General features: G+C 67.1%; 25 protein-coding genes and 1 pseudogene. 10 read left to right on the top strand and 16 right to left on the bottom strand.

Going from position 1 to position 26,107, the window contains the following annotated elements; translation table 11 throughout:
- Positions 1–30: 30 nt before the first annotated feature.
- From JCM7685_RS19660 to JCM7685_RS14855, 3 genes are read right to left on the bottom strand one after another with little or no spacing between them, the layout of a single operon-like run.
- Positions 31–1,008: a Rossmann-fold NAD(P)-binding domain-containing protein gene (locus JCM7685_RS19660; protein WP_139218064.1), complete on the bottom strand. Its 978-nt coding sequence runs from the start codon at positions 1,006–1,008 to the stop codon at positions 31–33.
- Between the two features lie 23 nt (positions 1,009–1,031).
- Positions 1,032–1,883 (bottom strand): C40 family peptidase, encoded by an 852-nt coding sequence (locus JCM7685_RS14860; protein WP_100526097.1) that lies wholly within the window; start codon positions 1,881–1,883, stop codon positions 1,032–1,034.
- Positions 1,880–3,277 (bottom strand): leucyl aminopeptidase family protein, encoded by a 1,398-nt coding sequence (locus JCM7685_RS14855; protein ID WP_074966497.1) that lies wholly within the window; start codon positions 3,275–3,277, stop codon positions 1,880–1,882. Before JCM7685_RS14855 ends, JCM7685_RS14860 begins: the two co-directional genes overlap by 4 nt.
- Positions 3,278–3,440: 163 nt before the next feature.
- Here JCM7685_RS14855 and JCM7685_RS14850 point away from each other — a divergent pair.
- Positions 3,441–4,602: pseudogene (locus JCM7685_RS14850) on the top strand (IS5 family transposase).
- 111 nt (positions 4,603–4,713) lie between these two features.
- Here JCM7685_RS14850 and JCM7685_RS14845 read toward each other — a convergent pair.
- Entirely contained in the window at positions 4,714–5,091 is a 378-nt protein-coding gene (locus JCM7685_RS14845; protein ID WP_074966425.1) for a hypothetical protein, read from the bottom strand.
- Positions 5,092–5,236: 145 nt separating this feature from the next.
- On the opposite strand from JCM7685_RS14845, the gene JCM7685_RS14840 reads away from it, so the two are divergent.
- Positions 5,237–5,887 (top strand): carbonic anhydrase, encoded by a 651-nt coding sequence (locus JCM7685_RS14840; RefSeq protein WP_074966426.1) that lies wholly within the window; start codon positions 5,237–5,239, stop codon positions 5,885–5,887.
- 229 nt (positions 5,888–6,116) lie between these two features.
- Here JCM7685_RS14840 and JCM7685_RS14835 read toward each other — a convergent pair whose 3' ends face one another.
- The 5 genes from JCM7685_RS14835 to JCM7685_RS14815 all read right to left on the bottom strand — a co-directional run bounded on the left by JCM7685_RS14835 (position 6,117) and on the right by JCM7685_RS14815 (position 11,967).
- Positions 6,117–7,217 (bottom strand): flagellar basal body P-ring protein FlgI, encoded by a 1,101-nt coding sequence (locus JCM7685_RS14835; protein ID WP_074966427.1) that lies wholly within the window; start codon positions 7,215–7,217, stop codon positions 6,117–6,119.
- Positions 7,217–8,233, bottom strand: coding sequence for a flagellar hook protein (locus JCM7685_RS14830; protein ID WP_074966428.1), 1,017 nt, complete (start codon positions 8,231–8,233; stop codon positions 7,217–7,219). The genes JCM7685_RS14835 and JCM7685_RS14830 overlap by 1 nt, the downstream gene beginning before the upstream one ends.
- Complete coding sequence (gene flgK, locus JCM7685_RS14825; protein ID WP_074966429.1) at positions 8,230–9,687, bottom strand: flagellar hook-associated protein FlgK; 1,458 nt, start codon at positions 9,685–9,687, stop codon at positions 8,230–8,232. Before flgK ends, JCM7685_RS14830 begins: the two co-directional genes overlap by 4 nt.
- 51 nt (positions 9,688–9,738) lie before the next feature.
- Positions 9,739–11,079, bottom strand: a complete 1,341-nt coding sequence (locus JCM7685_RS14820) for a flagellar hook protein FlgE (RefSeq protein WP_074966430.1) — start codon at positions 11,077–11,079, stop codon at positions 9,739–9,741.
- An 87-nt stretch (positions 11,080–11,166) separates the two neighbouring features.
- A complete protein-coding gene (locus JCM7685_RS14815; RefSeq protein WP_074966431.1) occupies positions 11,167–11,967 on the bottom strand; it encodes a flagellar motor protein MotB in 801 nt (266 codons plus the stop codon).
- Positions 11,968–12,244: 277 nt separating this feature from the next.
- Here JCM7685_RS14815 and JCM7685_RS14810 point away from each other — a divergent pair, with 277 nt between their 5' ends.
- Genes JCM7685_RS14810 through JCM7685_RS14795 form a run of 4 tightly spaced genes read left to right on the top strand, consistent with a single transcriptional unit; the run spans position 12,245 to position 16,293 of the window.
- Positions 12,245–12,925, top strand: a complete 681-nt coding sequence (locus JCM7685_RS14810) for a paraquat-inducible protein A (protein WP_074966432.1) — start codon at positions 12,245–12,247, stop codon at positions 12,923–12,925.
- Positions 12,922–13,584 carry a paraquat-inducible protein A gene (locus JCM7685_RS14805; protein WP_074966433.1) on the top strand — a complete coding sequence of 221 codons (663 nt, stop codon included), beginning with the start codon at positions 12,922–12,924 and terminating at the stop codon, positions 13,582–13,584. The genes JCM7685_RS14810 and JCM7685_RS14805 overlap by 4 nt, the downstream gene beginning before the upstream one ends.
- The gene (locus JCM7685_RS14800) at positions 13,581–15,641 is read left to right on the top strand and encodes a PqiB family protein (RefSeq protein ID WP_083412581.1); all 2,061 of its coding nucleotides are present in this window, start codon (positions 13,581–13,583) and stop codon (positions 15,639–15,641) included. The genes JCM7685_RS14805 and JCM7685_RS14800 overlap by 4 nt, the downstream gene beginning before the upstream one ends.
- A gap of 1 nt (position 15,642) precedes the next feature.
- Positions 15,643–16,293, top strand: coding sequence for a PqiC family protein (locus tag JCM7685_RS14795; protein WP_074966434.1), 651 nt, complete (start codon positions 15,643–15,645; stop codon positions 16,291–16,293).
- 95 nt (positions 16,294–16,388) lie between these two features.
- On the opposite strand, the gene JCM7685_RS14790 is transcribed toward JCM7685_RS14795, so the two are convergent.
- From JCM7685_RS14790 to JCM7685_RS14775, 4 genes are all read right to left on the bottom strand, one after another.
- Positions 16,389–16,931 carry a flavin reductase family protein gene (locus tag JCM7685_RS14790; protein ID WP_074966435.1) on the bottom strand — a complete coding sequence of 181 codons (543 nt, stop codon included), beginning with the start codon at positions 16,929–16,931 and terminating at the stop codon, positions 16,389–16,391.
- A 94-nt stretch (positions 16,932–17,025) separates the two neighbouring features.
- The gene (locus tag JCM7685_RS14785) at positions 17,026–17,817 is read right to left on the bottom strand and encodes a 3'(2'),5'-bisphosphate nucleotidase CysQ (protein ID WP_074966436.1); all 792 of its coding nucleotides are present in this window, start codon (positions 17,815–17,817) and stop codon (positions 17,026–17,028) included.
- Positions 17,804–19,156, bottom strand: coding sequence for a TldD/PmbA family protein (locus tag JCM7685_RS14780; protein WP_074966437.1), 1,353 nt, complete (start codon positions 19,154–19,156; stop codon positions 17,804–17,806). Before JCM7685_RS14780 ends, JCM7685_RS14785 begins: the two co-directional genes overlap by 14 nt.
- Before the next feature lie 96 nt (positions 19,157–19,252).
- Positions 19,253–20,854: a DUF2125 domain-containing protein gene (locus JCM7685_RS14775; RefSeq protein ID WP_074966438.1), complete on the bottom strand. Its 1,602-nt coding sequence runs from the start codon at positions 20,852–20,854 to the stop codon at positions 19,253–19,255.
- A gap of 83 nt (positions 20,855–20,937) precedes the next feature.
- Here JCM7685_RS14775 and JCM7685_RS14770 point away from each other — a divergent pair, with 83 nt between their 5' ends.
- Positions 20,938–21,555, top strand: coding sequence for an enoyl-CoA hydratase/isomerase family protein (locus tag JCM7685_RS14770; protein WP_074966439.1), 618 nt, complete (start codon positions 20,938–20,940; stop codon positions 21,553–21,555).
- A 128-nt stretch (positions 21,556–21,683) separates the two neighbouring features.
- On the opposite strand, the gene JCM7685_RS14765 is transcribed toward JCM7685_RS14770, so the two are convergent.
- Positions 21,684–22,025 (bottom strand): DUF2853 family protein, encoded by a 342-nt coding sequence (locus tag JCM7685_RS14765; RefSeq protein WP_074966440.1) that lies wholly within the window; start codon positions 22,023–22,025, stop codon positions 21,684–21,686.
- Positions 22,026–22,338: 313 nt separating this feature from the next.
- On the opposite strand from JCM7685_RS14765, the gene JCM7685_RS20825 reads away from it, so the two are divergent.
- From JCM7685_RS20825 to JCM7685_RS20560, 3 genes are all read left to right on the top strand, one after another.
- Complete coding sequence (locus JCM7685_RS20825; RefSeq protein ID WP_074966441.1) at positions 22,339–23,109, top strand: transposase family protein; 771 nt, start codon at positions 22,339–22,341, stop codon at positions 23,107–23,109.
- Between the two features lie 356 nt (positions 23,110–23,465).
- Positions 23,466–23,810 (top strand): hypothetical protein, encoded by a 345-nt coding sequence (locus tag JCM7685_RS20375; RefSeq protein ID WP_100526096.1) that lies wholly within the window; start codon positions 23,466–23,468, stop codon positions 23,808–23,810.
- Between the two features lie 21 nt (positions 23,811–23,831).
- A complete protein-coding gene (locus tag JCM7685_RS20560; protein WP_269458817.1) occupies positions 23,832–23,954 on the top strand; it encodes a hypothetical protein in 123 nt (40 codons plus the stop codon).
- Between the two features lie 240 nt (positions 23,955–24,194).
- On the opposite strand, the gene JCM7685_RS14750 is transcribed toward JCM7685_RS20560, so the two are convergent.
- Both JCM7685_RS14750 and ahcY read right to left on the bottom strand, forming a co-directional pair.
- Positions 24,195–24,623 (bottom strand): HIT family protein, encoded by a 429-nt coding sequence (locus JCM7685_RS14750; protein ID WP_074966442.1) that lies wholly within the window; start codon positions 24,621–24,623, stop codon positions 24,195–24,197.
- Between the two features lie 56 nt (positions 24,624–24,679).
- Entirely contained in the window at positions 24,680–26,071 is a 1,392-nt protein-coding gene (gene ahcY / locus JCM7685_RS14745) for an adenosylhomocysteinase (protein ID WP_074966443.1), read from the bottom strand.
- Positions 26,072–26,107: the final 36 nt, after the last annotated feature.

Here is a 26,107-nt window from a genome sequence, read left to right as displayed (position 1 = left end):
GCATCGCGGGTAGGCCGGCAAAGGGTGCAATCAGGCCGGTGCGGCCAACTGCGCGGCGAAGATCTTGCGGGCACGACGCCGGCCGCTGCCGGGTCCTGCAGAGCAGGCACTTTCCGGGCGTGGTCCGGTGCGCCGTCCTGCGGCGGCAGCGCGCCGATCGCCGTCGCCTCTGGCGGCGTTCCGCGTCGCCGATCGCGACCGCTCGGTAGATTGTTCAGAAGCCCGGAGCGGGTTGAAAGGGCTGCCGGCGTCGCTCATCGCCCGCGGCAGCCGGCCAGGACCTGCCGCCTTTGGGATCGCTCGGCTGGCAGGCTGCCCTTTGACCGTTGCGTCGAGGAAAGGCGCAGGGGTTTCAGAAAAGGATCCGCTACCGGCTTTCTGCGCCAGTTTCCGGCGCGTCGCCGGCATCCCGGTCGGCGTCATCGATCCGCAGTCGCCGGAGCCGATCTGTCCCAAGGCGTCAGTGACGACGATGCCGGGCCGCGCCGCGCCGAGGGGCCCAAGCGCGTCCCGCACGTTTATCAGAAGCGCCTTTCCGACGCGTGCGCCGACCGGGCCGCATATGTCGTCGCGCCTTTGCGGGGCCCAGAACGCGCCGGCCGCATCGATGAAGCCGGAGCGGGGACGGGTGGCCGCAGAGCGGCGTCCATGCGCGTCGATTTGGTAGTCCGGCTCTGGCGGTGGTGCGCTGTCACGACAGCTGCGCAACTGTTGCCTCGCGGGCTGGCCCTTGAAGATACGGCCGAACAGAATGCGTTGTCGTAACCGTGGGTTGACCTCTGCCGGCAGGGGTTCGACGCCACGGGCAATGGTTTCGGCCAGGGCCGGTCCGTTGTCGTCGGGCGCGATCTCTGCCCCGACGACGGTGCGACCGGCAGGCAGGAGGCGGCGCGGACTTTCTTCGGTCGCGAGGAATCCGCGCATGACCGGCCCGCGCCTTTCCGTAAAGGCCAAACCGGCGCACCGCGTGTTGGCGCGCAATTCGCTGTGAAACCGGGGATGGACCATGACCGCCTTTCCTTTCCGCGAGGCTAGGGGAACTGTCCCGTGGCGGCAAGCGGGGGGCGGCGTGCGCCTCGGAACGGTCCCTGGCCGGCGGCGTCGATGCGGGCGATGGCTTGCTGGATCGGTTCCAGGATGACGGCCATGGCAAAGGCGGTGGCGTGGATCATGTTCTGACCGTCCAGCGCAAGCGCGACATGGCCGGGCCAGAACAGCAGGTCGTTGCGCCGGATCCCGTCCGCGGCCGGCGGGAAGGCGGCCTCCTGCAGGTCGCTGTCGCCGGGGCAGGGCTGGGCGCAGGCCGAAAGCGCCGCCTGCGCCAGGCCCGAGCAATCGATCCCCCAGCGGCTGTTTCCGCCCCAGAGATAGGGTGTGCCCAGCAGCGTCTGCGCCACCGCGCCGGGGTCGGACGCCGGCTGGTCCGAGATATGCTGGACCGGCACCCAGCCGCCCTGCGCCAGCCGCGCAAAGCCGGCTTGCAGCGCAGTCACCGACAGCCGGGCACCCAGGGACAGCGACATCAACTCGCGCGCCTTCAGGTCGGGCTGGGCATAGACATGGGTCGCGGGGGCTCTGACGCGATGGGTGATCGCGGGCAGATCCTGGCCCAGGTCCTCGGCGCGCAGCCAGCCGCAATAACCGTCGGCCGCCGCCTGGACGAAGGCCCAATCCTGCTGCTGGTCCAGCAGCGTAAGGTCGGCGCCGAAATTCACCTGGCGGTCGCGCGGACCCTGCGGCGCGCGGCAGAGATCGGCCAGGGGCACCGCCAGCCGAACCGGCCGGCCGGGGGTATAGGCCGGGCGCAGCACCACGCCGCGCAGTGATTCCAGGGCGATACGTTCGGTCGCGGGGGTCAGGCGGCGGTCCATCGCGGTGCTCATGCCAGGATCCCGGGCAGAGCGTGCAGCAAGGCGCGCATGCCCTGTCCGGCGCCCCCCTTGGGACGGCCCGGCGCGCTGCTGGGTTGCCAGCCGTAGATGTCGAAATGCACATATCGGCGGGCGCCCGCGGCGAAGCGGCGCAGGAACAGCGCCGCGGTGATCGCCCCGGCAAACCCGCCCGAAGGCGCGTTGTCGAGATCGGCAATGCCGGGCTCGATCATCGACTCATAGGGCTCCCAGAAGGGAAGGCGCCAGATCGGGTCGGCATGGGCGTGCCCGGCGGCCTGCAAGGTCGCGGCGACGGCATCGTCGTCGCAGAAGAACGGCGGCAGCTCCGGCCCCAGCGCCACCCGCGCCGCGCCGGTCAGGGTCGCCATCGACACCAGCAGGTCCGGCGCCGCCTCGCAGGCATAGGCCAGCGCATCGGCTAGGACCAGCCGGCCCTCGGCATCGGTGTTGTTGACCTCGACCGTCGGGCCCTTGCGGCTGGCCAGGATGTCGCCCGGGCGGAAGGAACTGGCAGAAATGGCGTTTTCCACGGCGGGGATCAGCACCCGCAGCGCCATTCCCCGGGTCAGGCCCAGTCGCGCCAGCGTCTCGGCCAGGCCCAGGACATTCGCGGCGCCGCCCATGTCCTTCTTCATCAGCGCCATGGATGAGGACGGCTTGATGTCCAGACCGCCGGTGTCGAAACAGACGCCCTTGCCGACCAGCGTGACTTGAGGGCCGCTGCCTGGGAAACGCATGTCGATCAGCCGGGGCGCCTGGGCTCCGGCACGCCCGACGGCGTGGATCATCGGAAAATTGCGCGCCAGCAGGTCCTCGCCGCGAATGGTTTCGATTTCGGCGCCATGCCGGGCAGCCACGTCGCGGGCCGCCTGCTCCAGCTCGGCCGGACTCATGTCCGAGGCGGGGGTGTTGATCAGGTCCCGCGCCAGGTATTCGCCCGCCGCCATGGCAATCAGGCGCGGTCCGTCCACGCCCTCTGGACAAAGCAGCCGAGCACGGGGCGGCTCGGCCTTCTTGTAGCGGTCGAAGCGGTATTCCGCGAAAAGCCAGCCCAGGGCGATCAGGGCCGGGTCGATTCCCTGGGGCAGGTTCGCCAGGCGCCAGTTGCCGGCAGGCAGGCTTTCGGCCGCCCGTGCCAGCGGAAAACGCTCGCGGGGCGGGCGGTCGCCCCGATCGGGGCCGACGCCGAACAGCGCACCGGCAAGCGCTCCTTCGGCCGAGGGGATCAGGCAAAGCTGACCGGGCTTCCCCGAAAAGCCCTGCGCCTTGGCCCAGCGTCCGGCGAGGTTGCCGATGTCCGCTGGAAGTTCGGGTCCGTCCTCGCCGCTTCGCACCAGCCACAGCGGCAGCGAAGGCGCATGGGGGTCGGCGAATTGGGGAATCATCGGCATGCTCGCGAAGGGTTTCATGGGCCGCAGCCTAGCGACGCGCGCCTGCTCCGCAAGATGCGGGCGACACGGTGCTGCCTTCTAACAGGCTGCTGCAATAGTCAGCGCTCGACCAGCCACGCTGAACATGATCACCCTTCGGAGGTTTTTGGCGGAGGCGGTGACGCGCAGGACAGAGGCGAGCGGGTCGCTGTTGAGCGATGTGGATCTTGAGGCGCGCATTCCGGGGCGCCACCCGCTGCGGACGATCCGGCAGGTGGTGAACGAGGCGCTGGCCAGCCTGGATGCCGCATTCGATGCTCTCCGCCGACTTTGGTCGCCCCTCGATCCCACCGGAGCGGCTGATCCCGGCGAGCCTGCTGCAGGTCCTCTATTCGGTCCGATCCGAGCGCCAGCTGATGAAGCGGATGCAGTATGACCTGCTGTTTCGCTGGCTTGTCGGTCTCGGCATTGATGATCCCGCGTGGGTGCCGACCGTTTTCACCAAAAACCGCGACCGGCTGCTGACGACCTAGATGTCACGCAAGATCATGGCTGCGATCCTGGCACACCGCCAGGCAGCGCCGCTACTGTCTGACGACCACTGCTCGGTCGACGGCACGCTGGTCAAAGCCTGGGCCTCGATGAAGAGCGTCCAGCCGCGGACGGACGAGGCCCCGCCCGATGACGACCCCGGCGATCCTCCCGACCCCCGGGCCGCGCCAACCGATCCATTCGCTTCGACCGCAGCAGCCAAAACCGATCCGATGCCCCGCAACCGACGCCACAGCCGCAATGCCGAGATCGACTTTCGAGGTCAAAGGCGGACGAATGCGCCCATGGCTCGGTCACCGACCCTGATGCGCGGCTCTACGGGAAGTCGCCCGGAACCGGCGCGATACTGTGCTTCATTGGCCATGCGTTGATGGAGAACCGGTCAGGCCTTATCGTGCAGAGCGATCTCCACGGGCCGATGGCCGAGCCGAACGGCGCTCGACATGATCCACCGCCATTCTCCGGGATCGACCCGGAGGCTGACGCCGGGTGCCGACCGGGCTTTGATGCTGCGGGCTTTGTTGCCGACCTGCGCGAGGCCTGCGTCACTCCTCATGTCGCGCAGAAATCGCGACATTCGGCGATAGACGGGCGAACCACGCCGACACAACGGCTACGCCAAATCTCAGCGTCATCACAAACGCATGGAAGAGGCTTTCGGCTGGGCCAAGACTGTCGGCGGTATGGTCCAGACAGTCCATCGCGGCCTCGAAAAGGTGCGCTCCAGCTTCGTTCTGACCATGGCCGCAAAAAATTCTGCCCGCCTCCCGAGGCTGCTTGCCGCCTGAGCATGGCGACCGGAAGGATACAGCGCGCGCGCTGAAGCAGCGGCAAGGCGCCAAGCTCCGGAAGGCCGGAAGAAGAAAACACCCCGGCAGCGAGACTATTTCAGCGCCATATTAAGGGTCGGTAGCGGGATCCCAGAGCCTGGTCAGCGACAGGTTTCCGATTCGTTCTAGACGGGCCGCCGTCGAGGCCAGTGCGATGCGGTCGCGGCTTTCGGCGCAGGCGCCGACGTCGACCGCGACTCCGGCCAAGGTGACAAGCCCGACCTGCCACGCCAAACGGGACAGCTGGTCGGCCGAACTGACCACCACGCCCAGGTCGTCCTGTTGCGCGGCCGTGGTGGTGCGGCGCAGAGTCCGGGCAAGCTCTTCCAGAGCCGCGCCGATCACCTGTGCTGCGCAATCCTCGCCCAATTCGCGGACGATCTGCTCCAGCCGCTGGACGTCGATACGGATGGCGTCGTTCACGGAGAGGAGGGCGATCTTGGACATCGGATCTTTCCAGCTGGGCCTTCGGGCTGTCCTGCGCAACCTTGCAGCAATCCCTCAAGAAAAGGTTATGGGCGGGGCGCTAAAACTCTCGAACTTTATCGGTTCAGCGGTTATCAAGCGGCGCGAACGTTAGGTGAGGAAAGCCATGAACGAAGCGGGTCCGCTGCCGCAATATCTGGTGCAGCGCTATCACGGATGGCGGGCGACCGCCTTTCTCGAGAATCGGGTCTGGTATCGCCGGCTGGCCGAGGATGGACAGCATCCGCGGGCGATGGTCATTGCCTGTTGCGATTCGCGCGTCCATGTCACCTCGATCTTCGGTGCCGATACCGGCGAGTTCTTCATTCACCGCAATATCGCCAATCTGGTGCCGCCCTACGCCCCGGACGGACAGCAGCATGGCACCTCCGCCGCGGTGGAATACGCCGTCAACACGCTGAAGGTCGCGCATCTAGTCGTGCTGGGCCACACCAATTGCGGCGGCGTCCAGGGATGCCATGCGATGTGTTCGGGCCATGCGCCCGCCTTGGAGGAAAAGACGAGCTTTGTCGGCCGTTGGATGGACATTCTGCGGCCTGGGTATGAGCGGGTTGCCGGCTTGCCGCCGGAACGGCAGATCCGTGCGTTGGAGCACCAGGCGGTGCTGGTGTCGCTGGAAAATCTGCTGACCTTCCCGTTCGTGAAAAATGCCGTCGCCTCGGGTGATCTGTCGTTGCATGGGGTGCTGCATGACATCGCCGAGGGAACGCTCCAGCAATATGACAATCAAGTCGACGGCTTCGTGCCGGTCGTCTGATGCTTCTTGTCGGTGCAGGCGCTGGCTGCGGTGTGTGCCGATGAGCGGCGGCGTACCCGACTTTTCGTGAGCGTTCATCCTGTTGGGCACAGGGCTGGCGCGTTTTCATCCGGGCGCGGTTCTCGTACTGGGGCTGCGGCGCTGCCCGGACTGTTGGTGATGGCATTTGCCCTTTCGCTCCGTCCGGGCGTCGGAGTTCGACCGACATGAGCAGAGGCCGGCCAAAGGTTCAGTTCACGATGAATTCGGCATGCAGGGCGCCGGCGGCGTGCACGGCCTTCAGAATGTCGATCATGTCACGCGGCCGGATGCCCAGGGCATTGAGGCCGGACACGACCTCGGACAATGATGATTCACCTGAAATCTCGGCGAAGCCGATGCCGGGTTCCTGGGTGATTTCGGCCTGGGTCCGCGGCACGACTACGGTTTCGCCCGGAGCGAAAGGATTGGGCTGCGACACCATGGGCGCCTCGCGGACCCGAAGCGTCAGATTTCCCTGTGAGACCGCGACACGCGAGATGCGCACGTCCTCACCCATGACTATTGTTCCCGACTTGTGATCGATGACCACACGCGCGGCGGCTTCGGGTTCGACGGTTATATTCTCGATCTGTCCCATCAGCCGTGCCGGATTGACCTTGCCCAGCACTGTCGAATCGATGGCGATGGTTCCCGAATCGACAAGCTCAGCCAATCCACGGCCAAGCTTTCGGTTGATCGCGGCCTCGACCCGGGCGGCGGTAGTGAAATCGGGATTGCGCAATGCCAGGCGAAGGTTGGTCATTTGCGAGAAGTCGAAGGCCACTTCGCGTTCGACTCGGGCGCCCGAGGGAATCGTGCCCGTCGTCGGCACCCCTTGGACGACAGAGGCGGCCGCGCCCGAAGCTTCGGCCCCGGCGGCCAGGACGGCCCCTTGGGCGACGGCGTAGATTTCGCCGTCGGCGGCGTTCAGCGGTGTCATCACCAAGGTCCCGCCTAGGAGGCTTTTCGCATCCCCGATCGCCGCGACACTGACGTCGATCTGTGAACCTGCACGCGCAAAGGCAGGCAATGTCGCCGTAACGATCACCGCCGCGACGTTTTTGGGACGGAATGCCTCATCGGTGACGTTCACGCCCAATCGTTCCAACAGACCCGCCATGATCTCTTCGGTGAAGGGCGAGTTGCGTAAGCTGTCGCCCGAACCGCTCAACCCGACCACAAGACCATAGCCGACCAAGTCGTTGCCGCGGACCCCATCGATATTCGCCAGATCCTTGATGCGAACCGGCGCCGCCCAGCCCATCTGGGCAAAGCTTAGCAAGGCCAGCAGGAAGCAGAGTATCCTCATTACAGATAATCCGTCAGGTTGAGGCGCGACAGGCGCGAGGTCAACGCATAGAGGCTTTTGATATTCGCTTCGGTCTCTTCCAGAGCGGTGACGGTTTCATAGGAATCGGCGTTGATCAAATTCGAGCGCGCGACGGAAAGCGCGGTCACTTCGGCAGCATTCCGGGACTGGGCCTGGGCGACGACGGCTTGCCGTTGCCCGAGATCGGTTTGCGCGCGGATCAAGCCGGTGCTCCCCTTGATCAGCCGCGCCCCGGCTTCGGTGAAAAGGTTCCGCAGAGTCGTTCCATCCAGGCCCGTGCCGGCATCGGCAGCATATGCCATGATCGCCATGCCCTTCAGCGTGTCCCGCATTGCGGGCGAGTTTGCTGTCAGGCTTAGGCTGACCTGTCGGTCCGGGGCGACCGACAACTGCGTGCTGCCTGTGTCGTCACCCTGGAAAGTGGTGTCGGCAAAGCCGCCGCTGCCCGCCGGCGCGTCGAACCAAGCATCGATTCGGGCCGCAATATCCGTTGCCGTACCGGCGCCGGCCACGGCTACGCCAAGCGCTGTCACCATGTCGTCGAAACTGCCCAAGGGCGCGGTATCGCTGCGGCTGCCCGCGAACACATACCGGCCGGCGACACCAGAATTTAAAGTATCGAACATGGACCGGAAGCTCTGCGAGATGCCGTCCAGCTGTGCCCTCAGGCCATCTTCGCCGGCGCTTCCGGCCTGGGTCAGCAGGCTTGGTCCCAGATCGTCCACTGTTTTGCGCATGCTGTCCAGCGCCGTCTGCATGCCCTGGAACTGGGCCTGCGCTTCCGAGATGTTCAGTTGAAAGGTGCTGAGCATCGTCAAGCGCGCCTCGATATGCGAGATCTTCGTCAGGTCACCGCCAAGCGCCTTCGGAACGTCGGACTTCACCCCCGTCATCATTTCCTGGGTTAGTCGGTCCAGCTTGCTTTTCAGCGAGCTTTGGCCAAGCCGCAGTTGGAAAGAGCGGGAAAGGTCGCCGATGGAGTTGAAGGATGTCATGTCAGCCTCAGGATTGCGTCGAGCATGTCGTTGGCGGTCTGGAAAACCTTGGCATTCGCCGAATATGCACGCTCCAGAGCGAGCAGGCTTTCCATCTCTTTGTCGGTATCCACCCCGTCCGCCAGAAGGGCACTTTGAAGGCTGGTTTGGTGCGTGCTGTCCTGCAAGGCTCCGGCCTCGGATTGGACCCGCTTCGACGCCGCCAAGGAAGCAAGATCGGAGGCCAGCAGTTGCAAACTTCTGGGTACCTGCGACACATTGCCAGATGCGGGAAGCCGTGAATCCGACAGTGCGCCCGCCAGGCGGCCAAGCAGCCCGCTGTCGCCCGAATTGCCGGAGCCGGTCGCGTTGATGCCGGCACGGATGCGCCACAGGTCCCCACCGGCAACAGGATCGACAAGGGCGGTGACCGCAATGCGGCCCGCGAAGCCGGTTTCATCACTGGGGTCAAGTGCGGCCTGGGCGTCGCTGAACAGACCGGGCCCGCCAGAATTCAGTGATGGGTCTACGGCGGGATCGGACAGCCGGTCGTAGAGGTCTCGCGCGAAGGCGTCGATCTGCTTCTGGTAGTCCGGGGCAATCTGATCGCGAATGGCAAAGTTTGCGCTGATCGTGCCGCCGTCGAACATGTCCATCTGCCCGTCTGTCAGCAACTTGCCGTTCATGGTCAGCCGCGCCAAAGATCCGTCCAAGACGGACATTCCAGGCGTGATTCCCGTCGCGCTTTCGAAGGCGATAATGGACGGCTCGGTGCCGTCGAGAAGCACCGCGCCGCCGGTGGTAAACAGGGCCACGCGGCCGTTTTCTCGCGGAACTTCCTTGATCGGGACGATGTCGGTAATGCCGTCGATTACGGTCTGGCGCGCATCGGCAAGCGACGCGGTGTCCTTGCCTTGTGCGGAAAGGCTGACGATCTGCTTGTTCAAAGCTGCGACCTGTTCCAGCGCGGCATTCAGGCGCGAGACATCCTTGGCGATTGACTTGTCGGCCGCGGCGCGCTCGGCCTGGATCGTGTCCGAGACAGCATTCAGCTTTTCGGCCAGGTCCGTGGCCGCGGTCAGGACATTCCCCAACCGCGTTTCGCTGTCCGGGCGCGCCGCCGCGCTGGTCAGGGCGGATTCAAAGGCCGTGAGGGTCTGGCCAAGCGACGAGGCCTCCTGCCCCGTGCCCAAGAGCTTTTCCATGGCGGCATGGAAGGCCGAAGTGGTACCCGATGCGCCGACGCTGGCCTGCGCAAGCCGGTTGTCGGCCAAAAGCCCCGAATTGACCATCCGGTTGACGCCGTTGACGCTGACCCCGCCGCCGCGTTCGACGATGCGCGAGGACAAGTCCAACTCGCGCCGGGCATAGCCCGGTGTCAGCGCGTTCGCGATATTGGACGAGACAAGCTCGGTGCCGCGGGAGGCTGCGGTCAGGCCCGAAATGGCGTTGGAGATTGCGGATGAAATGCTCATGGGACGGCTCCGGTTGGCGGCACCCAGGGCGCGGAATCGCCCCGGTCAATGTCAGCGTTTCAGGTTGGTGGTTTCCTGAAGCATCTCGTCGACCGTCTGGATGACCTTGGCGTTCGAGGTATAGGCGCGCTGGGTCTGGATCAGGTCGGTCAGTTCGGCCGCGACATCGGTGGTCGAGGCTTCGCGCGCATAGCCCGCGATCGCTCCGGTGGGGCCGTCGCCCGAGTCCCAGAGATAGAAGGCCCCGGAATTGGGCGATATCTTGTAGGTCTGGTTGTCCATCGCGATCAGGCCGTTGGGGTTCGGCACATCCACCACCGGCACCTGGTAGAGGGTTCGTGTGAAGCCGGTGTCATAGGTAGCCCGCAGATAGCCGTTCTCGTCGATAGCGAGTGCGGTCAGGCTGCCGACGGGGGAGCCGTTCTTGGTCACGTTGGCAGGCGAGAACGCGCTGCTGAGCTGGGTGATGCCCTGGCTCGCGCCGTAGCGGCCGAGGTCGATGGACATGGGGCCGTTGGCGCCGGTGACGGTCAACATGCCCGTCGCCGCATCATAAGCCCCGCCAGAGATCGTGGTCACGTTGGCCAGCCGCCCGCCGGTGGGCTGGCTGTCGTCGAATTCGAGCGTATAGGTGCCGATCAGCGATTCATCCGCCGCAGTGGCGGGATCGTCGATGATGGCGGAATCGCGGACCTCCATCGTCCAGCTGTTCGACCGGGCGCCGGCGGCCCCGGATACATCCGGAGTGAAGCTGAAGGTCATCTTTTCGGAATTGCCGAGATTGCCGAAATACTCGACCTCCATTTCGCGGACGTCGCCAGTCGCGCCGCCGATTGCGTCGTTGGCGGGCAGGTTGACCCCCAGCGTGATGCGGGTGGTCGGATCGGCCGCGGTCTGGCTGCCGTCGATACGGATCGGCCGCAGGCCGGTGGCGGAATCGCGCGGCTGCGCCGGGATGGTGCCGTCGGCATTGGCCGGCCAGCCCATCAGAACCAGGCCCGAGGTCGTGCGCAGGTAGCCTTCGTCATCGGTGCGGAACGATCCGGTCGTGGTCATCGTCAGATCGCGCGGCGTGCTGTAGCCCGACTGCACCGCCGCCGCACTGACCACCGGCAGCATGCCGCGCCCGGTGATGGCGATGTCGAGCGGATGCGAGGTCGTGACCAGGTTGCCGCGCTGGTCCACGTCACGAAACGTGCTGGCCCTTACGCCGCCGGCGGTATAGAGGCCGCCGCCGCGGCCCTGGTTGATCACCATGCTTTCAAAGCTGGTATCCACGCGCTTGTAGCCATAGGTGCTGGAGTTGGCGATATTGTCCGAGATATTGGCCAGCCGCGTCGAATTGGCGGAGAGGCCGGATACCCCGGCGCTGAGGGCGGAAGAGATCGACATGCTGTAGTCACCCTGTGTGAGTCGTTCCTGTGGAATTCTGCCGGACGGGGATTAACGGCCCCCTAACATCCTCCGGCCGGGGCCTTGTCATCTGAGTAAAATCACTTCGATCCGGTTGTTGTTCGGATCCATGGGATTGACCGACCGGTTGCGCCGGTCGGCATAGGCGGTCACGCGCTGGATGCGCGTGCCGTCGAAGCCCGATCCGTCAAGCAGGTTGCGCAAGGCATGCGCGCGGGCGTCGGAAAGCGCCCAGACCGGGGACTGGATCAGCATTTCCGGATAGGCGCGGACGTGGCCCGCCAGCGCGATCTCGTTCTTGACGCGGCCGAGCACGCCCGAAAGCACCTCGGCCAATTCCTTCATCGCCGGAGTAGGCTGGGCGCTGTCACCCACGAAGAGCGGTTCGTCCATCAGATCGGTCAGCTCGATCACCAGCCCCTCGTCGGTCATCCGGGTGACGACATGGCGCAGCAGATTGACCTTTTGCATGGATTCGGCGCCGCTGCCGGTCAGCTGGTTCTGGACGCTGCGGGCCATTTCTTCGAACCCGGACTGCTGGCCTTCGCGGGCCTGAGCCATCAGCGTGTCGCGGGAAGCGCCTGCCCCTTGGCCGGTATTGGTGTCGGAATCCTGCACCTCGCCCCCGAAGGGGCCGTCGCTGCCGCTGGCGGGGGATTGCACGATGGTCGGGTTGAAATAATCCGCCAGGCCTTGGCGCTGCTTTTCCGTGGTCGCGTTCAGCAGCCACATGAGCAGGAAAAAGGCCATCATCGCGGTCACGAAATCCGCGTAGGCCACCTTCCAGGCGCCGCCGTGGTGGCCGGCTTCGCCGCCGCCTTGGACCCGCTTGATGATGATCGGGGCGCCGCCCCCATGCCCGGCCATCTGCCGTTCCTTTCCGTTGCCTGCCGGAAAGGTCTATGCGCGCCGCGCTAATATCCAGTTAACGGCTCAAATGCGCGCTATTTCCCGGGCCCGAGAACCACCCCTGTGCAAGGTAATTCTTTGTAATGTCGTGATTGACCTGCGATTACCTCGCGGCGCCCGTCCCGGTGGCGGCCCGCACTATCGGTCCTGTCACCGAAAAAGCCCGGTCGCGAATCATCCGCGCGGCCCGGACGCGACATCTTGCGCCGGCCCCGGCCGCCGATATTCTGGCGCGATGTTGACCGAGGGCGCATATGATCTGGCCAGCGGCGCGGGGCTGATCGCCTGTCCGCGCTGCGACGCGCTGCATGTCGAACGCGAACTCGAACCGGGCGAGACCGCGCGCTGCGTGCGCTGCAACACCGTGCTGGCCAGTCCCCGCGCCGGCGCCTTCACCCGGATCATCGCGCTGTCCTTCGCCTCGCTGGTGCTGATGGTAGGAGCGGTGTTCTTTCCCTTCCTGGAAATCTCGCGCATGGGGTTCGGCAACCAGACCTCGCTCTTCGGGGTGGCGATGGCCTTTTCGCACGGGGCGCTGATGCCGCTGACCGTGGCGCTGCTGGGCAGCATCGTCGGATTGCCGGTGCTGCGGGCGCTGCTGCTGGTCTATACGCTGCTGCCGCTCAGCCGGAACCGCCGGCCCTTCGCCCATGCCGTCCCCGCCTTTCGCCTGTCCGAGGCGCTGCGGCCCTGGTCGATGGCCGAGATCTTCGTCATCGGCACCGCCGTCGCGCTGGTCAAGGTCGGCGGGCTGGCGAATATCAGCTTCGGCCCGGCCTTCTGGGCGTTCTGCGGGCTGATCATGGTCAATGCGGCCAGCAACGCCTTCACCAGCGCCGCGACGATCTGGGACGCCATCGAGGATGCCGGCATGGCCACCGACGGCCGCGAGATCGTGCCGGAGCCCCGCGCATGACCGAGGCCCGCAAGCATTCCGACCCGGTGATGACCGCCCATCGCGCCGGGCTGGTCGGCTGCCGCGGCTGCGGCCGGGTCTGGCCGGAATCCGAGACCATCTGCGCCCGCTGCGGCGGCGCGCTGGTGCCGCCCGACCGGCGCTGCCTGAACGCGGTCTGGGCCTGGCTGGCGGCGGGAATCATCTTCTATATCCCCGCCAACCTGTTCCCGATGCTCAAGACCTCGACCTTCGGCGGGCTGCGCGGCAACAGCGAATCCACCATCCTGGGCGGCGTGGTCGAACTGATGCATTACGGCAATTACGGCATCGCGGCGGTGATCTTCGTTGCCTCGGTCATGGTGCCGATGGGCAAGTTCATCGCCATCAGCTGGCTGGCGCTGGTGGCGGGCCGGCCAGCGACGGTCAAGGCGGCGCACAAGCGGCTGGTACTTTACGAGGTGGTCGAATTCATCGGCCGCTGGTCGATGATCGACGTCTTCGTGGTCGCGATCCTGTCGGCGCTGGTGCAACTGGGCTTCGTCGCCTCGATCCACCCGGGGCCGGCGGCGGTGTCCTTTGCGCTGTCGGTTGCCTTCACCATGCTTTCCGCGCAAAGCTTCGATCCAAGACTGATCTGGCGCGGCCTTCCGCTGCGCAGCCGCAAGGACCAGGAATGACGGACACGCCGCCGCCCAAAGACGCCCCCCTGAAACCCGCCGAACCCGCCCGCACCCCCGCGGCCCGCGCCGTGCGCCGGGGCCTGCCGCTGGTCTGGCTGGTGCCGATCCTGGCGCTGGTGGTCACGCTGGGCGTGGGCTGGAACATGATCGCCGGCCGCGGCACGCTGATCTCGGTCGCCTTCAAGGATGCGACCGGCATCACCCCCGGCGAGACGGCGCTGAAATTCCGCGAGATCACCGTCGGCAAGGTCGAATCCGTGCGCTTCACCGAGGATCTGCAACGGGTGCTGGTGAACATGCGCGTGGACAAGGATCTGGCGCCCTATATCGACAAGGACGCGCAGTTCTGGATCGTGCGGCCGCAGGTCTCGGCCCAGGGCATCTCGCGGCTGGATACGGTGCTGACCGGCGCCTTCGTCGAGGGCTATTGGGACGACAAGGTCGACCAGCCGCAGACCGAATTCGCCGGTCTCGACAAGCCGCCGCTGACCAGCTTCGGCGAAAAGGGCACCTGGATCGTGCTGTCCGCCGAGCGCTCGCGCGGAATGACCGAGGGCGCGCCGGTGCTGTTCCGCGGCCTGCCGGTCGGGCAGATGCAGAACCTGCGCCTGGCCGAGAACGAGGAGGGCGTGCTGACCGACGTCTTCATCGCCGCGCCCTATGACAAACTCTTGACCACCCGCACCGTGTTCTGGGACACCTCCGGCTTTTCGGTCTCGCTGGGCGCGCAGGGGCTGTCGCTGAACGTGAATTCGCTGGCCTCGGTGCTGCAGGGCGGGGCGGAATTCGCCACGCTGCACTCGGGCGGGACGCCGGTCGAGGACGGGCATGTCTTCGCGCTGCAGCCCGACCAGACCTCGGCCGAGGCGAACCTCTTCGACGACCAGGGCAATGCGCTGCGCCTGACCATGCTGGTCGATGAATCGGTCAGCGGCCTTGCGACCGGCGCCAATGTCCAGTTCATGGGCCTGACCGTCGGCCGGGTCACCAGCCTGGCGGCGCGCACGGTCAAGGACGATCAGGGCCGGGACCATGTCGAGCAAGAGGTGACGCTGGCGCTGACGCCCGAACGCCTGGGCCTGCCGGCGGGCGCGACGCCCGAACAGGCGCTGGAGTTCGTCGACGGCCAGGTTCGCCAGGGCCTGCGCGCCCGCCTGGCCAGCGCCGGCTTCTTCGGCACCTCGCTGGAGGTCGAGCTGGTCGCGCTGCCAGACGCCGCGCCGGCCGAACTGGACCGCGACGGCAAGCCGAACCCGGTCATCCCCTCGGCGCCGGGCGACATCTCGGATTTCTCGGGGACCGCGCAGGGCTTCCTGGCCCGGGTCGGCAACCTGCCGATCGAGGAGGTGCTGAAATCCGCCAGCGACATGATGAACTCGGTGACCGCCATCGCCAGCAGCGAGGACACCCGCGCCCTCCCCGGCGCGCTGCGCCAGACGCTGGACAACGCCCAGGCCGCGGCGGGAGAGATCCGCTCGGCCACCGCCGAACTGCGCGATTCCGGCGCCCTGACCCAGATCCGCGGCATGGTGGACGAGGCGCAGGCGGCGGCCGAGGCGGTCAAGCTGGCCGCGGCCGACGTGCCGCAGATGGTCGACCAGATCGACGCTGCCGCCGCCAAGATCGAGGCGGTGGACTTCGCCGCCATCGGCACCGAAGCCGAAGGCATCCTGAAGGACGTCCGCGCGCTTCTGGGCACCAAGGACGCCGAGCAGCTGCCGAAAAACCTGTCCGAGACGCTGAAATCCGCCACCGGCCTTCTGAACGACCTGCGCGACGGCAATGCGGCCGGCAGTCTGAACGCGGCGCTCGCCTCGGCCAGCACGGCGGCGCAGGACGTCTCGGCCGCATCCAAGCGGCTGCCGCAGCTCTCGGCCCGGCTCGAGGCGCTGGCGGCGCGGGCCGACGCGGTGCTGGCGGCCTATGGCGACCGCTCCAGCTTCAACACCGAGACCATCAACCTGATGCGCGAGATGCGCCGCGCCGCCAATGCCTTCGGCAGCCTTGCGCGCACCATCGAGCGCAATCCGCAAGCCTTCATCCTGGGACGTTGAGATGCGCCTGACCCTTGCCCTTGCCGCCTGCCTCGCCCTGCTCGGCGCCTGCTCGAACGGTGAAAAGACCGCCCGCTACCTGATCGACCCGCCCTCCGGCGGCCAGCGCGTCGCCGACCGGCTGGGCACTGCCGAACTCAAGGACGTGTCGCTGCCGGAATATGCCTCGGGCGGCGAGGTCAGCTGGCAGACCGCCGACGGCGCCGTGCGCTCGAACACGAAGCAGCTCTGGGCCGACAATCCGCAACGCGCCTTCACGCTGACGCTGGCGCGGACGATCTCGGACATGTCCGGGGCGACGGTGATCGCCGAGCCTTGGCCGCTGTCGGAACCGCCGCGCCGCACGCTGGAGATAAGGGTGGAAAAGGCGCTGGCCCAGGCCGACGGCGTCTATCGGCTCTCGGGCCGGTATTTCGTCGGCGATTCCGCCTCGGGCGGCGCGAACCAGGCGCGCAGCTTCGACATTTCGGTGCCGCTCGGGGGCGAAGGTCCGGCCGCGATCGCCCGGGCGCAATCCCTGGCCATCGCGCAACTGGCGGGCCAGATCGCCACGCTCTCGGGCCCGGGCCGGTCGATCCGCACCAGCGCGACGCCGATGCCCCGCATCGACGACATCTTCTCTCAGCCGCTGCCGGCGCTGGAAGGAAGCTGACCGCGTTTTTTTCCGTTTTCCAAATACCCCAGGGGAACGCTTTTGACACCCCGTCGAGGGGTGGCAAAAGCGTGGGGGCGGAGCCCCCTTTCGCCTCAGCCTTCGGGCTGGAACTGGCCGAAGCGGCCGGCGGCAAAGACCAGCGGATGGTCGCCCGGCCCGGCCACGGTCACCCGCAACACCCGGCCGATCAGCACGGAATGATCGCCCGCCGGATGTGCGGCATGGCCGGCACAGTCGAAACGCGCGGCGGCGCCGGGCATCACCGGCACGCCCTCGGGAGTCGCCACCGGGGTCAGCCCCTCGAACTGCCGCCCGCCCTTGGTGAAGCGCAGGCAGGTTTCCAGCTGTTCCGAGCCCAGCACATGCACCGACCAATGCGCCGCGTTCACGAAGACATCGTGCCGGGTCGAGGCGCGCGCCGGGCACCACATCACCAGCGGCGGCTCCAGCGAGACGCTGGCGAAACTGTTCACGGTCATGCCCACCGGCCCCAGCGACCCCGCGGTGGTAACGACGGTCACGCCGGTGGCGTAGCGGCCCAAGGCCTCGCGCAGCAGCCGGGCCTCGGCATTGGCGGGGTGGAAGGTGATCTCGTCGGCCAGCCGGTCACGGCTTGCGGGGGGAAGGCGGCTCATGCGCGGGGCCTGTCACTTGCGGGGCGTCATCTGCGGGGACGAGGCCGGTCCGGCCCTCGCCCCTTCTTAGCCGCGACGCGGCAGGGCATCAAGTTCAGCCGCCCAAAGGGGTAAAGGGCGTCATCGCGGCCAGCAGTTCCGCGTGCAGCGGCCGGCCGGCGACCACCAGTCCCTCGGTCTGCGCCCGGGGCGTGTTGAACCGCATCGCCGCGCCGGCCAGGTCGCTGACCGCGCAGCCGGCGCGGGCGGCGATCAGGCTGCCGGCCGCCACGTCCCATTCCCAGGCCGGGCGGGTCGACAGCGTGGCGTCAAACTGCCCATCCGCCACCAGGCAGAAGCGCCAGGCCAGCGAGGGGCGAAAGGCCCGCCGCAGCGGCGGCGCCACACCGCGCCAGTGCCGGGGATCCAGGCTGGGCTTGCCGGTCAGCACCTGCGCGTCCCTGAAGCCATGCGTCGCGGCGGCGATGGGCGTGCCGTCGCGCAGCGCCGGTCCCGCCTCGGCCGCGGCATAGGTCACGCCGGTGGCCGGCAAATGCACCACGCCCGCGACCACGCGGCCGGCGCGCGCCACGGCCAGCGAGACGGAAAACCCCTGCTGCCCGTCGATGAAGGCGCGGGTGCCGTCGATCGGGTCGACGATGAAGCAATGCTCGGCGGCAAGCCGCTCGGGCGTGTCGGCGCTTTCCTCGCTCAGCCAGCCGTAATCCGGCCGGGCGCCGCGCAGCAGGCTTTCCAGATGCGCGTTGACAGCCAGGTCGGCCTCGGTCACCGGGCCGGCGCCGCCGGGCTTTTCCCAGACCTGCGGGGCGTTGCGCCAGAAGCGGCGGGCGATCTCGCCGGCCTCGCGCGCGGCCTGCTCCAGAAGCGCAAGGTCACGCGCCGGCAAGGGTCATCCCTTCGACCAGCAGGCTGGGCACCCGCATCCCGCGCCATTCCGGCGCGTCGTTCGCCGCCGTCAGCCGCAAGAGCATGTCGCGCAGGTTGCCGGCGATGGTGCATTCGTTCACCGCATAGGCGATCTCGCCGTTCTCGACCCAGAAGCCGCCGGCGCCGCGCGAATAGTCGCCGGTGGTGGCGTTGACCGAGGCGCCCAGCATCGAGGTCACCAGCAGCCCGCGTCCCATCTCGCGGATCAGTTCGTCGCGTGTCCGGCTGCCGGCGGTCAGTTCCAGGTTGGTGACCCCGGGCGAGGGCGGGCTGCCGGCGCCGCGCATGGCATTGGCGGTCGAACGCATGCCCAGCTTGCGGCCGGTGGCTAGGTCCAGGGTCCAGCCCTGCAGCACGCCGTCGCGGACCAGCAGGCGCGGCGCGGTCGCCAGCCCCTCGGCATCGAAGACGCGCGAGCTGCCGTGACGCGGCAGATGCGGGTTTTCCAGGAGGTCGAACCCCTTGGGCAGCACCTGCTCGCCCAGGGTATCGCGCAGCCAGCTGGCGCCGCGCGCCACGGCGCTGCCGTTCGCGGCACCGACCAGATGGCCGATCAGCCCGCCGGAGACGCGCTCGTCGTAAAGGATCGGGAAGGCGCCGGTCGGCGGCTTGCGGGCCCCGCGGCGGGCGACGGTGCGCTCGCCGGCGAGACGGCCGATCTCTTCCGGCGCGGGCATGTCCGCGGCGTGGACGCGGCTTTCCCCGGCCCAGTCCCGCTCCATCCCCAGCCCCTCGCCGGTGATGACCACGGCCGAAAGCCCGTGGCCGCTGCGGCCGTAGCCGGCCGAGAAACCGTTCGAGCCTGCGATCCACATCCGCCGCCGGGAATGGCTGGCGCCGGCGGATTCGATCTGCGACACGCCTTCGACCGCCAGCGCCGCGGCCTCGGCGCGCAACGCCAGGTCCTGCAATTCTTCGGGGCTTGGCTCGGGGCCGGGGTCGAAGAGTTCCAGCCGGCCGCTGTCGGTGTCGCGGGTCAGCTGACCGGGCTCGGCCAGGCCCAGGTTGTCGTCCACCGGCGCTTCGCGCGCCATGGCGACGGCGCGCGCCGCCATTTCCCCGATGGTCCGGTCCGAGCGGTCCGAGGCCGACACGCAGGCCTGCCGCCCGCCGATCAGCACGCGCAGCCCGATCTCGACCCCCTCGGCGCGTTCGGCGTGCTCCAGCCGGCCGCCGCGCACGTCGACCGAGACCGCCGCCGCCTCCAGCGCCACGGCATCGGCCTGGTCGGCGCCGGCCTTGCGAGCCGCGGTCAGAAGCCGGTCGGTCAGCGCCTGAAGCTCAAGGAATTCGGACATGCGTTCACCCCTGGTCAGCGCAGGGGCCGGGACGAATCGCCCGGCCCCCGCAATGGTTCCGTCGCGGCACGGCGCAGGGCCGCGCCGGCGCCGGGATTACTTGATCTGCTGGCCGTTGGCAAAGATCGAGCCGTCTTCCTTGAATTCAAGCTGGGTGGCCAGCTTGTCCTCGCCCTCGGTCACCGGCTTGGCGAACATGGCCAGCATCATCCGCACGCCCATGATCTGGTCCTGCGGGATCAGCCCCATCGCGCCCAGCTTGTCGACCAGCCCGTTCACGCCCTCGTATTGGGCCTCGATCTGGCCGACCGGCGCGGTCATGTCGCCACCTTCGGGCGCCTTGAGCGCGCCCTGCGCGTTCACCTTGGCCCCCAGCGCGTTCAGGGCGAACTGGTTGATGGTCACGTCCACCGGCTCGAAGGGCTGGGGCTCGGCGGCATCCGCCTCGGCCGCGGCCTCGGCGTCGTCGGCCGGCGCGGCCTCGTCCATGCCCTCGGCCGTGGCGTCGTCGGTGGCATCGGCGGGGGCGGTCGCGTCCTCGGCGGCGCTGGCGGTCTGGTCGAACAGATCCCGCGTCACCTTGGTGGTGCCGGTCAGGTCCAGGTCCAGCGAGGCCGGATCGCGCGGCAGCTGGCCCTGGGCGTCGAACAGGTTCCAGATCGCATCGCCCAAAGTCAGCCCGGTCAGCGAATAGGCCAGCTTGAAAGGCTGCGCCTCGTCCGAACGCATCACCGGCATCTGCATGTCGAAGCTGCCGCTTTCGATGGAATAGTTGACCGGGAAGGGCATGTCGCTGCTGGTCAGCTGAAAGCTGCCCGCGTCCGAGCCGGCCTGATAGGACATCCCGTCCTGCGACACCCCATAGCTCAGGTCGAAGCCCTTGCCGTCATATTTGCCCGAACCGGTTTGCGGCTCGCCTTCGTCCGACTGGCCGGCGAAGTCGAAGCTGGCGACCAGCGCCCCGGCCTTCAGCACGCCGTTCATGGCCAGCCCGGCCTTCAGCGCGGCGTTCATGTCCTCTTCCAGCTTGCTGCCGGCGGGCACGGTCATGTCGCCCGAGATCTCGGTCCCATCCATGCTGCCGTCGAAGCGCAGGCTTTCGCCCTCCTTCTCGGAGACGTCGCCGCTGAAGGTGATCTTGCCCGACTTCATCGCATAGTCGTATTTCGCCGGCGATCCGGCGACGGTGTGGAAGCTGCCGGTGGAATCCGCCACGCCCAGCCTGATCGGCAGCGGCGTCTCGGTGTCGCCCGATTTCATCGTCGTCAGCGCCAGGTCGATGGTCGGATAGTCGAACTCATGCGTCATGTCCCCCGGCGCGCCCGAGGTCACCATGCTGTTGCCGGGCATGGCGACGGTGAAGGGCACCTCGTAGGCCTCGCCCTCGGCATTGCTGCCGGTGGCGGTGCCGGTCATGCTGTCGGCAAAGACGGTGGTGACCTTGCCGCCGTCCTCGGTCAGCGCGACCTGCGGGATCTCGAAGGCGACCTGGCTGTCGGCGCCGCCGCTCTTGATGGCGATGTCGGACAGGGTCAGCGTCTGGCCCGCCTTGTCGCGCTTGCCCTCGGTGACGGTATAGCCCAGCGACTGATAGTAATCGACCCAGGACTGCCAGACCTGTTCCGAGGTCACGTCGGCGAAGGCCGGGGCGGTCATCGCGGCCAGGGCCAGGGCAGAGCTTGTCAGTCGCAGCTTCATGTCATTACCTTTCGGGCGGAAATTGCATCGGAAACGCCTGCCGGCTTTTGCCACAGGCCGCGCGCGGGTCCAAGGAGGGATTGATGATCGCAACGGAATATGCCGGCGGAATCGGCCAGGTGACGATCGCGCGCCCGGCCAAGGCGAATTCGTTGACCGAGGCCATGCTGGCCGAACTGACCGCCGCCTTCGAGGCGCTGGCCGCCGAGCCCGGGCTGCGCGCCGTCATCCTGACCGGCGCGGGCACGGTGTTTTCCGCCGGCGCCGATCTGGAAGCGGCGCGGGCCGGGCTCGCCCTCTCGCCGGAATGGGAGCGGCTGTCGTCCCGAGTCGCCGCCATGCCCTGCCTGACCATCGCCGCGCTGAACGGCACCGTGGCCGGCGGCGCGCTGGGCATGGTGCTGGCCTGCGACCTGCGACTGGCGGTGCCCGAGGCGAAATTCTTCTATCCCGTCATGCGCTTGGGCTTCCTGCCCCAGCTCAGCGACCCGGTGCGGCTGCGCGCGCTGATCGGCCCGTCGCGGGCCCGCATGATCCTGATGGCCGGGCAGAAGATCCCGGCCGAGGAGGCATTGGCCTGGGGCCTGGTCGACCGGCTTGTCCCGCGCGAAGAACTGCTGGACCAGGCCCGCGCCCTGGCCGCCGACGTCCTGGGTGCCGATGCCGCCCAGGTCGCGGCGATCAAGCGGATGCTGGACTGACCCCGGCGCGGTCCCAGCGGCCGGCCGGCGCGCGGCCCGCAGCCGCACCGTCCCGGCCTCGGGACGGGCGGGTCAAAATCCCGTGACCTGCGGCTTTCGGACGCGGCTCCGCGCCTCGGCCGTGCCGGTCAGGCGTAGACGGCCTGCTTCTTGAAATGGGTGCAGAGCAGGTAATAGACCACTGCGCGATACTTGTGGCGGTTCGCGCTGCCGTATTGCGCCACCACGTCCTGGATCGCCGCCATTAACTCGGGCCCGTCGGGCAGGCCCAGTTTCTTGACCAGATAATTGGTCTTGATGCGCTCCAGTTCGGACTTGTCCGAGGCCGCGACGGTCTCGGCATCGGCGTCGTAGATCGAGGGGCCGCAGCCGATGACCACCTTGGTCAGCAGCTCCATGTCGGGCGTGATGCCCAGCTTGTCCTTCAGATCGGCGGCGTATTTGGCGATCAGATCGTCGCGCTTGCTCATGCTCTGTCCCCCAGAGTGGTGTGCCTTCGCGACAAAGCCTAGCGCGGGATAGACAAATATCAACCGAAACCCTGCACCGTCGGCTTGGGGGTCCCTTTTGGGCTCTGACGCAGATTGTGTGATGTCCGTATGCGCCAGTTCTACATTCAGCGTGTTTGCTCCACGATGTGGATATCATGCAGGCACGCTACGATACCAAGCTCTTGCCCGGGGGGGTGCGCGTAACCGGATGCAGGCTCGACGGCGCCGTGATTTCGGTTGATGCGGAGATGATCCGGTCCGAAGCATCTGTCCGGAGTGCGGCTTCCAGTCGGTGCGTCGACATGGGCGCTATGTCCGCAGTCTCGCAGATCTGCCCGCCCACGGCCGAACTGTTCAGCTGCGCCTTTCGGTGCGACGGTTCCGATGTCTGATTGCGCAATGCCCGGTCAAGACGTTTGGCGAAGCAGTCCCGGTCTCTCTCGCGCAGCCGCATGGTCGGCGAACAGGCCGCTTCCAGGATCTTGTTGGTCGGGCCATGGGGGCGGACCTGCCCAGGCCACTTGGGCGTCGCATTCTGCTGCACGTCAGCAAAGACACCTTCCTGCGCGGCGCAGTGCGACCGGCGAATGAGCCGTTTCCGCGACCGCGTGTCGTCGGCATTGACGACTGGGCGTGGCGCAAGGGGCAGCGCTACGGCACCCTGGTCCGTGATCTCGAGCGCGGCGCTGTCATCGACCTTCTGCCGGATCGAGAGCCCGCGACTGTGGCCGCCTGGCTGGGTATGGCCGGGCAATCTCACAAGCTCTTCCGGACGCTATGCAGGTCGCCGACCGCAGGCACTTCCTCCAATTGCAAGCGCTGCGTTCCTGTCTGCAGTCCGCCGCGCGCTGTCGCAAATCCGCAAGGTGGCCTATCCTGCCGAACTCGCCCCTGGCATCCTGACCGCCGCAGAGCGCCCTCAATATCAAGGGCTTCAGAGACGCCAACAGACCAACGCACTGATCCAGTGCATGGGGCGGGAAGGCGTGCACCTCAAGCGGATCGTCCATATCACCGGCCTCAGCCGCGGGCTCGTCCGTCGCGTGCTTCGCGGCGAACGTGAAGACGTTTTCCGCCTTCGGTAGAACAGCCTGACACTCTGGTTCCCGGCTCTGGAAAGGGATTGGCAGGACGGTTGCCGGAATGGCGCGGAACTCTGGTGCAGGCTGTGCGCGGACGGCTTCCAAGGGAGCCTCGGCGTCGTCGGGGAGTGGGCGCCGCGCCAGCGCCGCGCCGAGGCGGCAATCCCGGCCGGATCGGAAAAATGCCCTCCAAGCCGGAAGATCGCACGAATGATGCCAACCGGTCGCCATCATCTTTCCAAGTCGGCTTGTCACCCAAGTTGAGCACGCCCTGCCGGCCCTGCCGGCCCTGGCGGCTTTGTCGCGGGCACGCTGGCTTCTTGATGCTTTCACGACGATGGTCCGCAACGACGCCGCCGCAATGGCAGGCTGGCTGGAAGAAGCCAGCGGATCCGAGATGGCCGCATTCGCGCGGGGTCGCACTGCCGACTTGGATGCGGTGATGGTTGCGCTCCGCGAGCCATGGTCAAACGGTCAGACCGAGGGACAGATCAACAGGCTGAAGATGCTGAAACGGCAAATATATGGGGCCGCAGGCATTGCCGGCGCATGGTTGCTCTGCCGCTGCGGATTAAAGCGAGGTGTAACAGGCATGGAAACTGTCGCCGGACTGGTCGTATCGGAGACCACGGCCCGAACGCATCCGGGCTCAATGGATGGTCTCTCGATGAGATTGCGATAGCGTGTCCGGTGGGAGGCCGGGATGGGCTGGCGCTTCGGAAGAGGCTTGACCGCGGCCATCGCATTCCGTGTGCCGGTGAGTGAGGAAGCTGCTCAAAAAGGGTTCCAAGGTATCGTGGCGAAAATCGTCCTGAAGTCGGCTTGAAAACAGGGTATCCGAAGGCAGAGGATGCCCCGGTTTCCGCCCCAGGCCGTTCTTTCGCAGTGAGCGTTTCAGCAGCACGCCGACAGGCTGCCCAAAAAGACCCTGCGACGTTGGCACAATGGGCAGAAAGTGGGAAAATCGCCTCGACTTGCCCGCAAATGACCTGTTTTTCAGCGACCCAGGTCGAACCGGAACGATTTTCCGTTCCGACGCCCTGGCGGCCTGCTTTTCAGCAGCCTTCTAAAGGCTCGCGGCCAGTTCGGCGGCGATGCGCGCGCCGTCCTCGGGCCGCAATTGCGGGGCGTTGGCGAAGTCCAGCACGCCGTCCTTCAGATAGGCCTGCGACGACAGGTCGTGGAGGTCGTGCATCGGCACCACATGGGCATGGGCATGGGCGACATGGGCGCCGCTATAGAGCAGACCCACCCGCTCGACCGCGTAAAGCGCCTTCATGCGCCGGGCCAGGCGCTGGGCGCAGCCGGTGATGCGGGTGGCCAGCGCCTCGGGCAGGTCCTCGAACCAGGGGTAATGCCGCTTGGGGATGATCAGGCAATGGCCGGGCCGGATCGGATGCAGGTCCAGGAAGGCCAGGATATGCGCGTCCTCATGGACCCGGTGCACGGGCAGTTCGCCCCGCGCGATGCGGCAGAACAGGCAATCCTCGGACATGGCACCCTTCCTCTTGCGGCGCGCGGCCCCGTCCTTCGGGGCCGCGCGGCCGGCGTTCAATAGCGGTAATGTTCGGGCTTGAACGGGCCTTCGCGGGTGACGCCGATGTAATCGGCCTGCTCGGAGGACAGCTCGGTCAGCTTGACGCCGATCTTGGCCAGGTGCAGGCGGGCGACCTTTTCGTCCAGCGCCTTCGGCAGGATATAGACGCCGGGCGCATACTCATCGCCCTTGGTCCACAGCTCGATCTGCGCCAGCACCTGATTGGTGAAGCTGGCGGACATGACGAAGCTGGGATGGCCGGTGGCGTTGCCCAGGTTCAGAAGCCGGCCCTCGGACAGCAGGATGATGCGGTTGCCCGAGGGCATCTCGATCATGTCCACCTGTTCCTTGACGTTGGTCCACTTGTGGTTCTTGAGCGCGGCGACCTGGATCTCGTTGTCGAAATGGCCGATGTTGCCGACGATGGCCATGTCCTTCATCTCGCGCATGTGCTCGATGCGGATCACGTCCTTGTTGCCGGTGGTGGTGACGAAGATGTCGGCGCTGGCGACCACATCCTCCAGCAGCACCACCTCGAACCCGTCCATGGCGGCCTGCAGGGCGCAGATCGGATCGACCTCGGTGACCTTGACCCGGGCGCCGGCGCCGCGCAGGGACGCGGCCGAGCCCTTGCCGACGTCGCCATAGCCGCAGACAACGGCGACCTTGCCGGCCATCATCACGTCGGTGGCGCGGCGGATGCCGTCCACCAGCGATTCCTTGCAGCCGTATTTGTTGTCGAATTTCGACTTGGTGACGCTGTCGTTCACGTTGATCGCCGGGAAGGGCAGCAGCCCCTTCTTGTGCAGGTCGTAGAGGCGGTGCACGCCGGTGGTGGTTTCCTCGGACACGCCCTGGATCGCGTCGCGCTGCGCGGTGAACCAGCCGGGCGAGGCTTCCAGCCGCTTGCGGATCTGGGCGAACAGCGCCTCTTCCTCTTCGCTGGTCGGGACGTCGATCAGCCCGGTCTCGCCGGCCTCGACCCGCGCGCCCAGCAGGACATACATGGTCGCATCGCCGCCGTCGTCCAGGATCATGTTCGCGGTGCCCTCGGCGAACTGGAAGATCCGGTCGGTATAGGACCAGTATTCCGGCAGCGTCTCGCCCTTGATGGCAAAGACCGGGATGCCGGCGGCCGCGATCGCCGCCGCGGCATGGTCCTGGGTCGAGAAGATGTTGCAGGACGCCCAGCGCACCTCGGCGCCCAGCGCCACCAGCGTCTCGATCAGCACGGCGGTCTGCACGGTCATGTGCAGGCTGCCGGCGATGCGGGCGCCCTGCAGCGGCTTCGCCTCGCCATATTCGGCGCGCAGCGCCATCAGGCCCGGCATTTCGGTCTCGGCGATGTCCAGTTCCTTGCGGCCGTAGCCGGCCAGGGAAATGTCGCGGATGATGTGGTCGGTCATGGGGTTCTCGCGCAGATGGGGTCGGCGCGGGCTTAC

Source organism: Paracoccus aminovorans (assembly GCF_900005615.1).
GTDB classification, from domain to species: domain Bacteria; phylum Pseudomonadota; class Alphaproteobacteria; order Rhodobacterales; family Rhodobacteraceae; genus Paracoccus; species Paracoccus aminovorans.
The sequence above is the reverse complement of the archived record's forward strand: the minus strand, read 5'-3'. Positions and strand labels throughout refer to the sequence as shown.

Coding starts and splice junctions, on each gene's coding strand:
- JCM7685_RS14830 (WP_074966428.1), bottom strand. CDS start 8,233: ATGACATCCTTCAACTCCATCGGCGACCTTTCCCGCTCTTTCCAACTG.
- JCM7685_RS14750 (WP_074966442.1), bottom strand. CDS start 24,623: ATGTCCGAGGATTGCCTGTTCTGCCGCATCGCGCGGGGCGAACTGCCC.
- JCM7685_RS14840 (WP_074966426.1), top strand. CDS start 5,237: ATGAACGAAGCGGGTCCGCTGCCGCAATATCTGGTGCAGCGCTATCAC.
- JCM7685_RS14805 (WP_074966433.1), top strand. CDS start 12,922: ATGACCGAGGCCCGCAAGCATTCCGACCCGGTGATGACCGCCCATCGC.
- JCM7685_RS14845 (WP_074966425.1), bottom strand. CDS start 5,091: ATGTCCAAGATCGCCCTCCTCTCCGTGAACGACGCCATCCGTATCGAC.
- JCM7685_RS14820 (WP_074966430.1), bottom strand. CDS start 11,079: ATGTCGATCTCTTCCGCCCTCAGCGCCGGGGTATCCGGCCTCTCCGCC.
- flgK (WP_074966429.1), bottom strand. CDS start 9,687: ATGAGCATTTCATCCGCAATCTCCAACGCCATTTCGGGCCTGACCGCA.
- JCM7685_RS14855 (WP_074966497.1), bottom strand. CDS start 3,277: ATGATTCCCCAATTCGCCGACCCCCATGCGCCTTCGCTGCCGCTGTGG.
- JCM7685_RS14810 (WP_074966432.1), top strand. CDS start 12,245: ATGTTGACCGAGGGCGCATATGATCTGGCCAGCGGCGCGGGGCTGATC.
- JCM7685_RS14800 (WP_083412581.1), top strand. CDS start 13,581: ATGACGGACACGCCGCCGCCCAAAGACGCCCCCCTGAAACCCGCCGAA.
- JCM7685_RS14815 (WP_074966431.1), bottom strand. CDS start 11,967: ATGGCCGGGCATGGGGGCGGCGCCCCGATCATCATCAAGCGGGTCCAA.
- JCM7685_RS14780 (WP_074966437.1), bottom strand. CDS start 19,156: ATGTCCGAATTCCTTGAGCTTCAGGCGCTGACCGACCGGCTTCTGACC.
- JCM7685_RS19660 (WP_139218064.1), bottom strand. CDS start 1,008: ATGGTCCATCCCCGGTTTCACAGCGAATTGCGCGCCAACACGCGGTGC.
- JCM7685_RS14860 (WP_100526097.1), bottom strand. CDS start 1,883: ATGAGCACCGCGATGGACCGCCGCCTGACCCCCGCGACCGAACGTATC.
- JCM7685_RS14835 (WP_074966427.1), bottom strand. CDS start 7,217: ATGAGGATACTCTGCTTCCTGCTGGCCTTGCTAAGCTTTGCCCAGATG.
- JCM7685_RS14795 (WP_074966434.1), top strand. CDS start 15,643: ATGCGCCTGACCCTTGCCCTTGCCGCCTGCCTCGCCCTGCTCGGCGCC.
- ahcY (WP_074966443.1), bottom strand. CDS start 26,071: ATGACCGACCACATCATCCGCGACATTTCCCTGGCCGGCTACGGCCGC.
- JCM7685_RS14790 (WP_074966435.1), bottom strand. CDS start 16,931: ATGAGCCGCCTTCCCCCCGCAAGCCGTGACCGGCTGGCCGACGAGATC.
- JCM7685_RS14775 (WP_074966438.1), bottom strand. CDS start 20,854: ATGAAGCTGCGACTGACAAGCTCTGCCCTGGCCCTGGCCGCGATGACC.
- JCM7685_RS14770 (WP_074966439.1), top strand. CDS start 20,938: ATGATCGCAACGGAATATGCCGGCGGAATCGGCCAGGTGACGATCGCG.
- JCM7685_RS14765 (WP_074966440.1), bottom strand. CDS start 22,025: ATGAGCAAGCGCGACGATCTGATCGCCAAATACGCCGCCGATCTGAAG.
- JCM7685_RS20375 (WP_100526096.1), top strand. CDS start 23,466: ATGGTCCGCAACGACGCCGCCGCAATGGCAGGCTGGCTGGAAGAAGCC.
- JCM7685_RS20560 (WP_269458817.1), top strand. CDS start 23,832: ATGGGCTGGCGCTTCGGAAGAGGCTTGACCGCGGCCATCGCATTCCGT.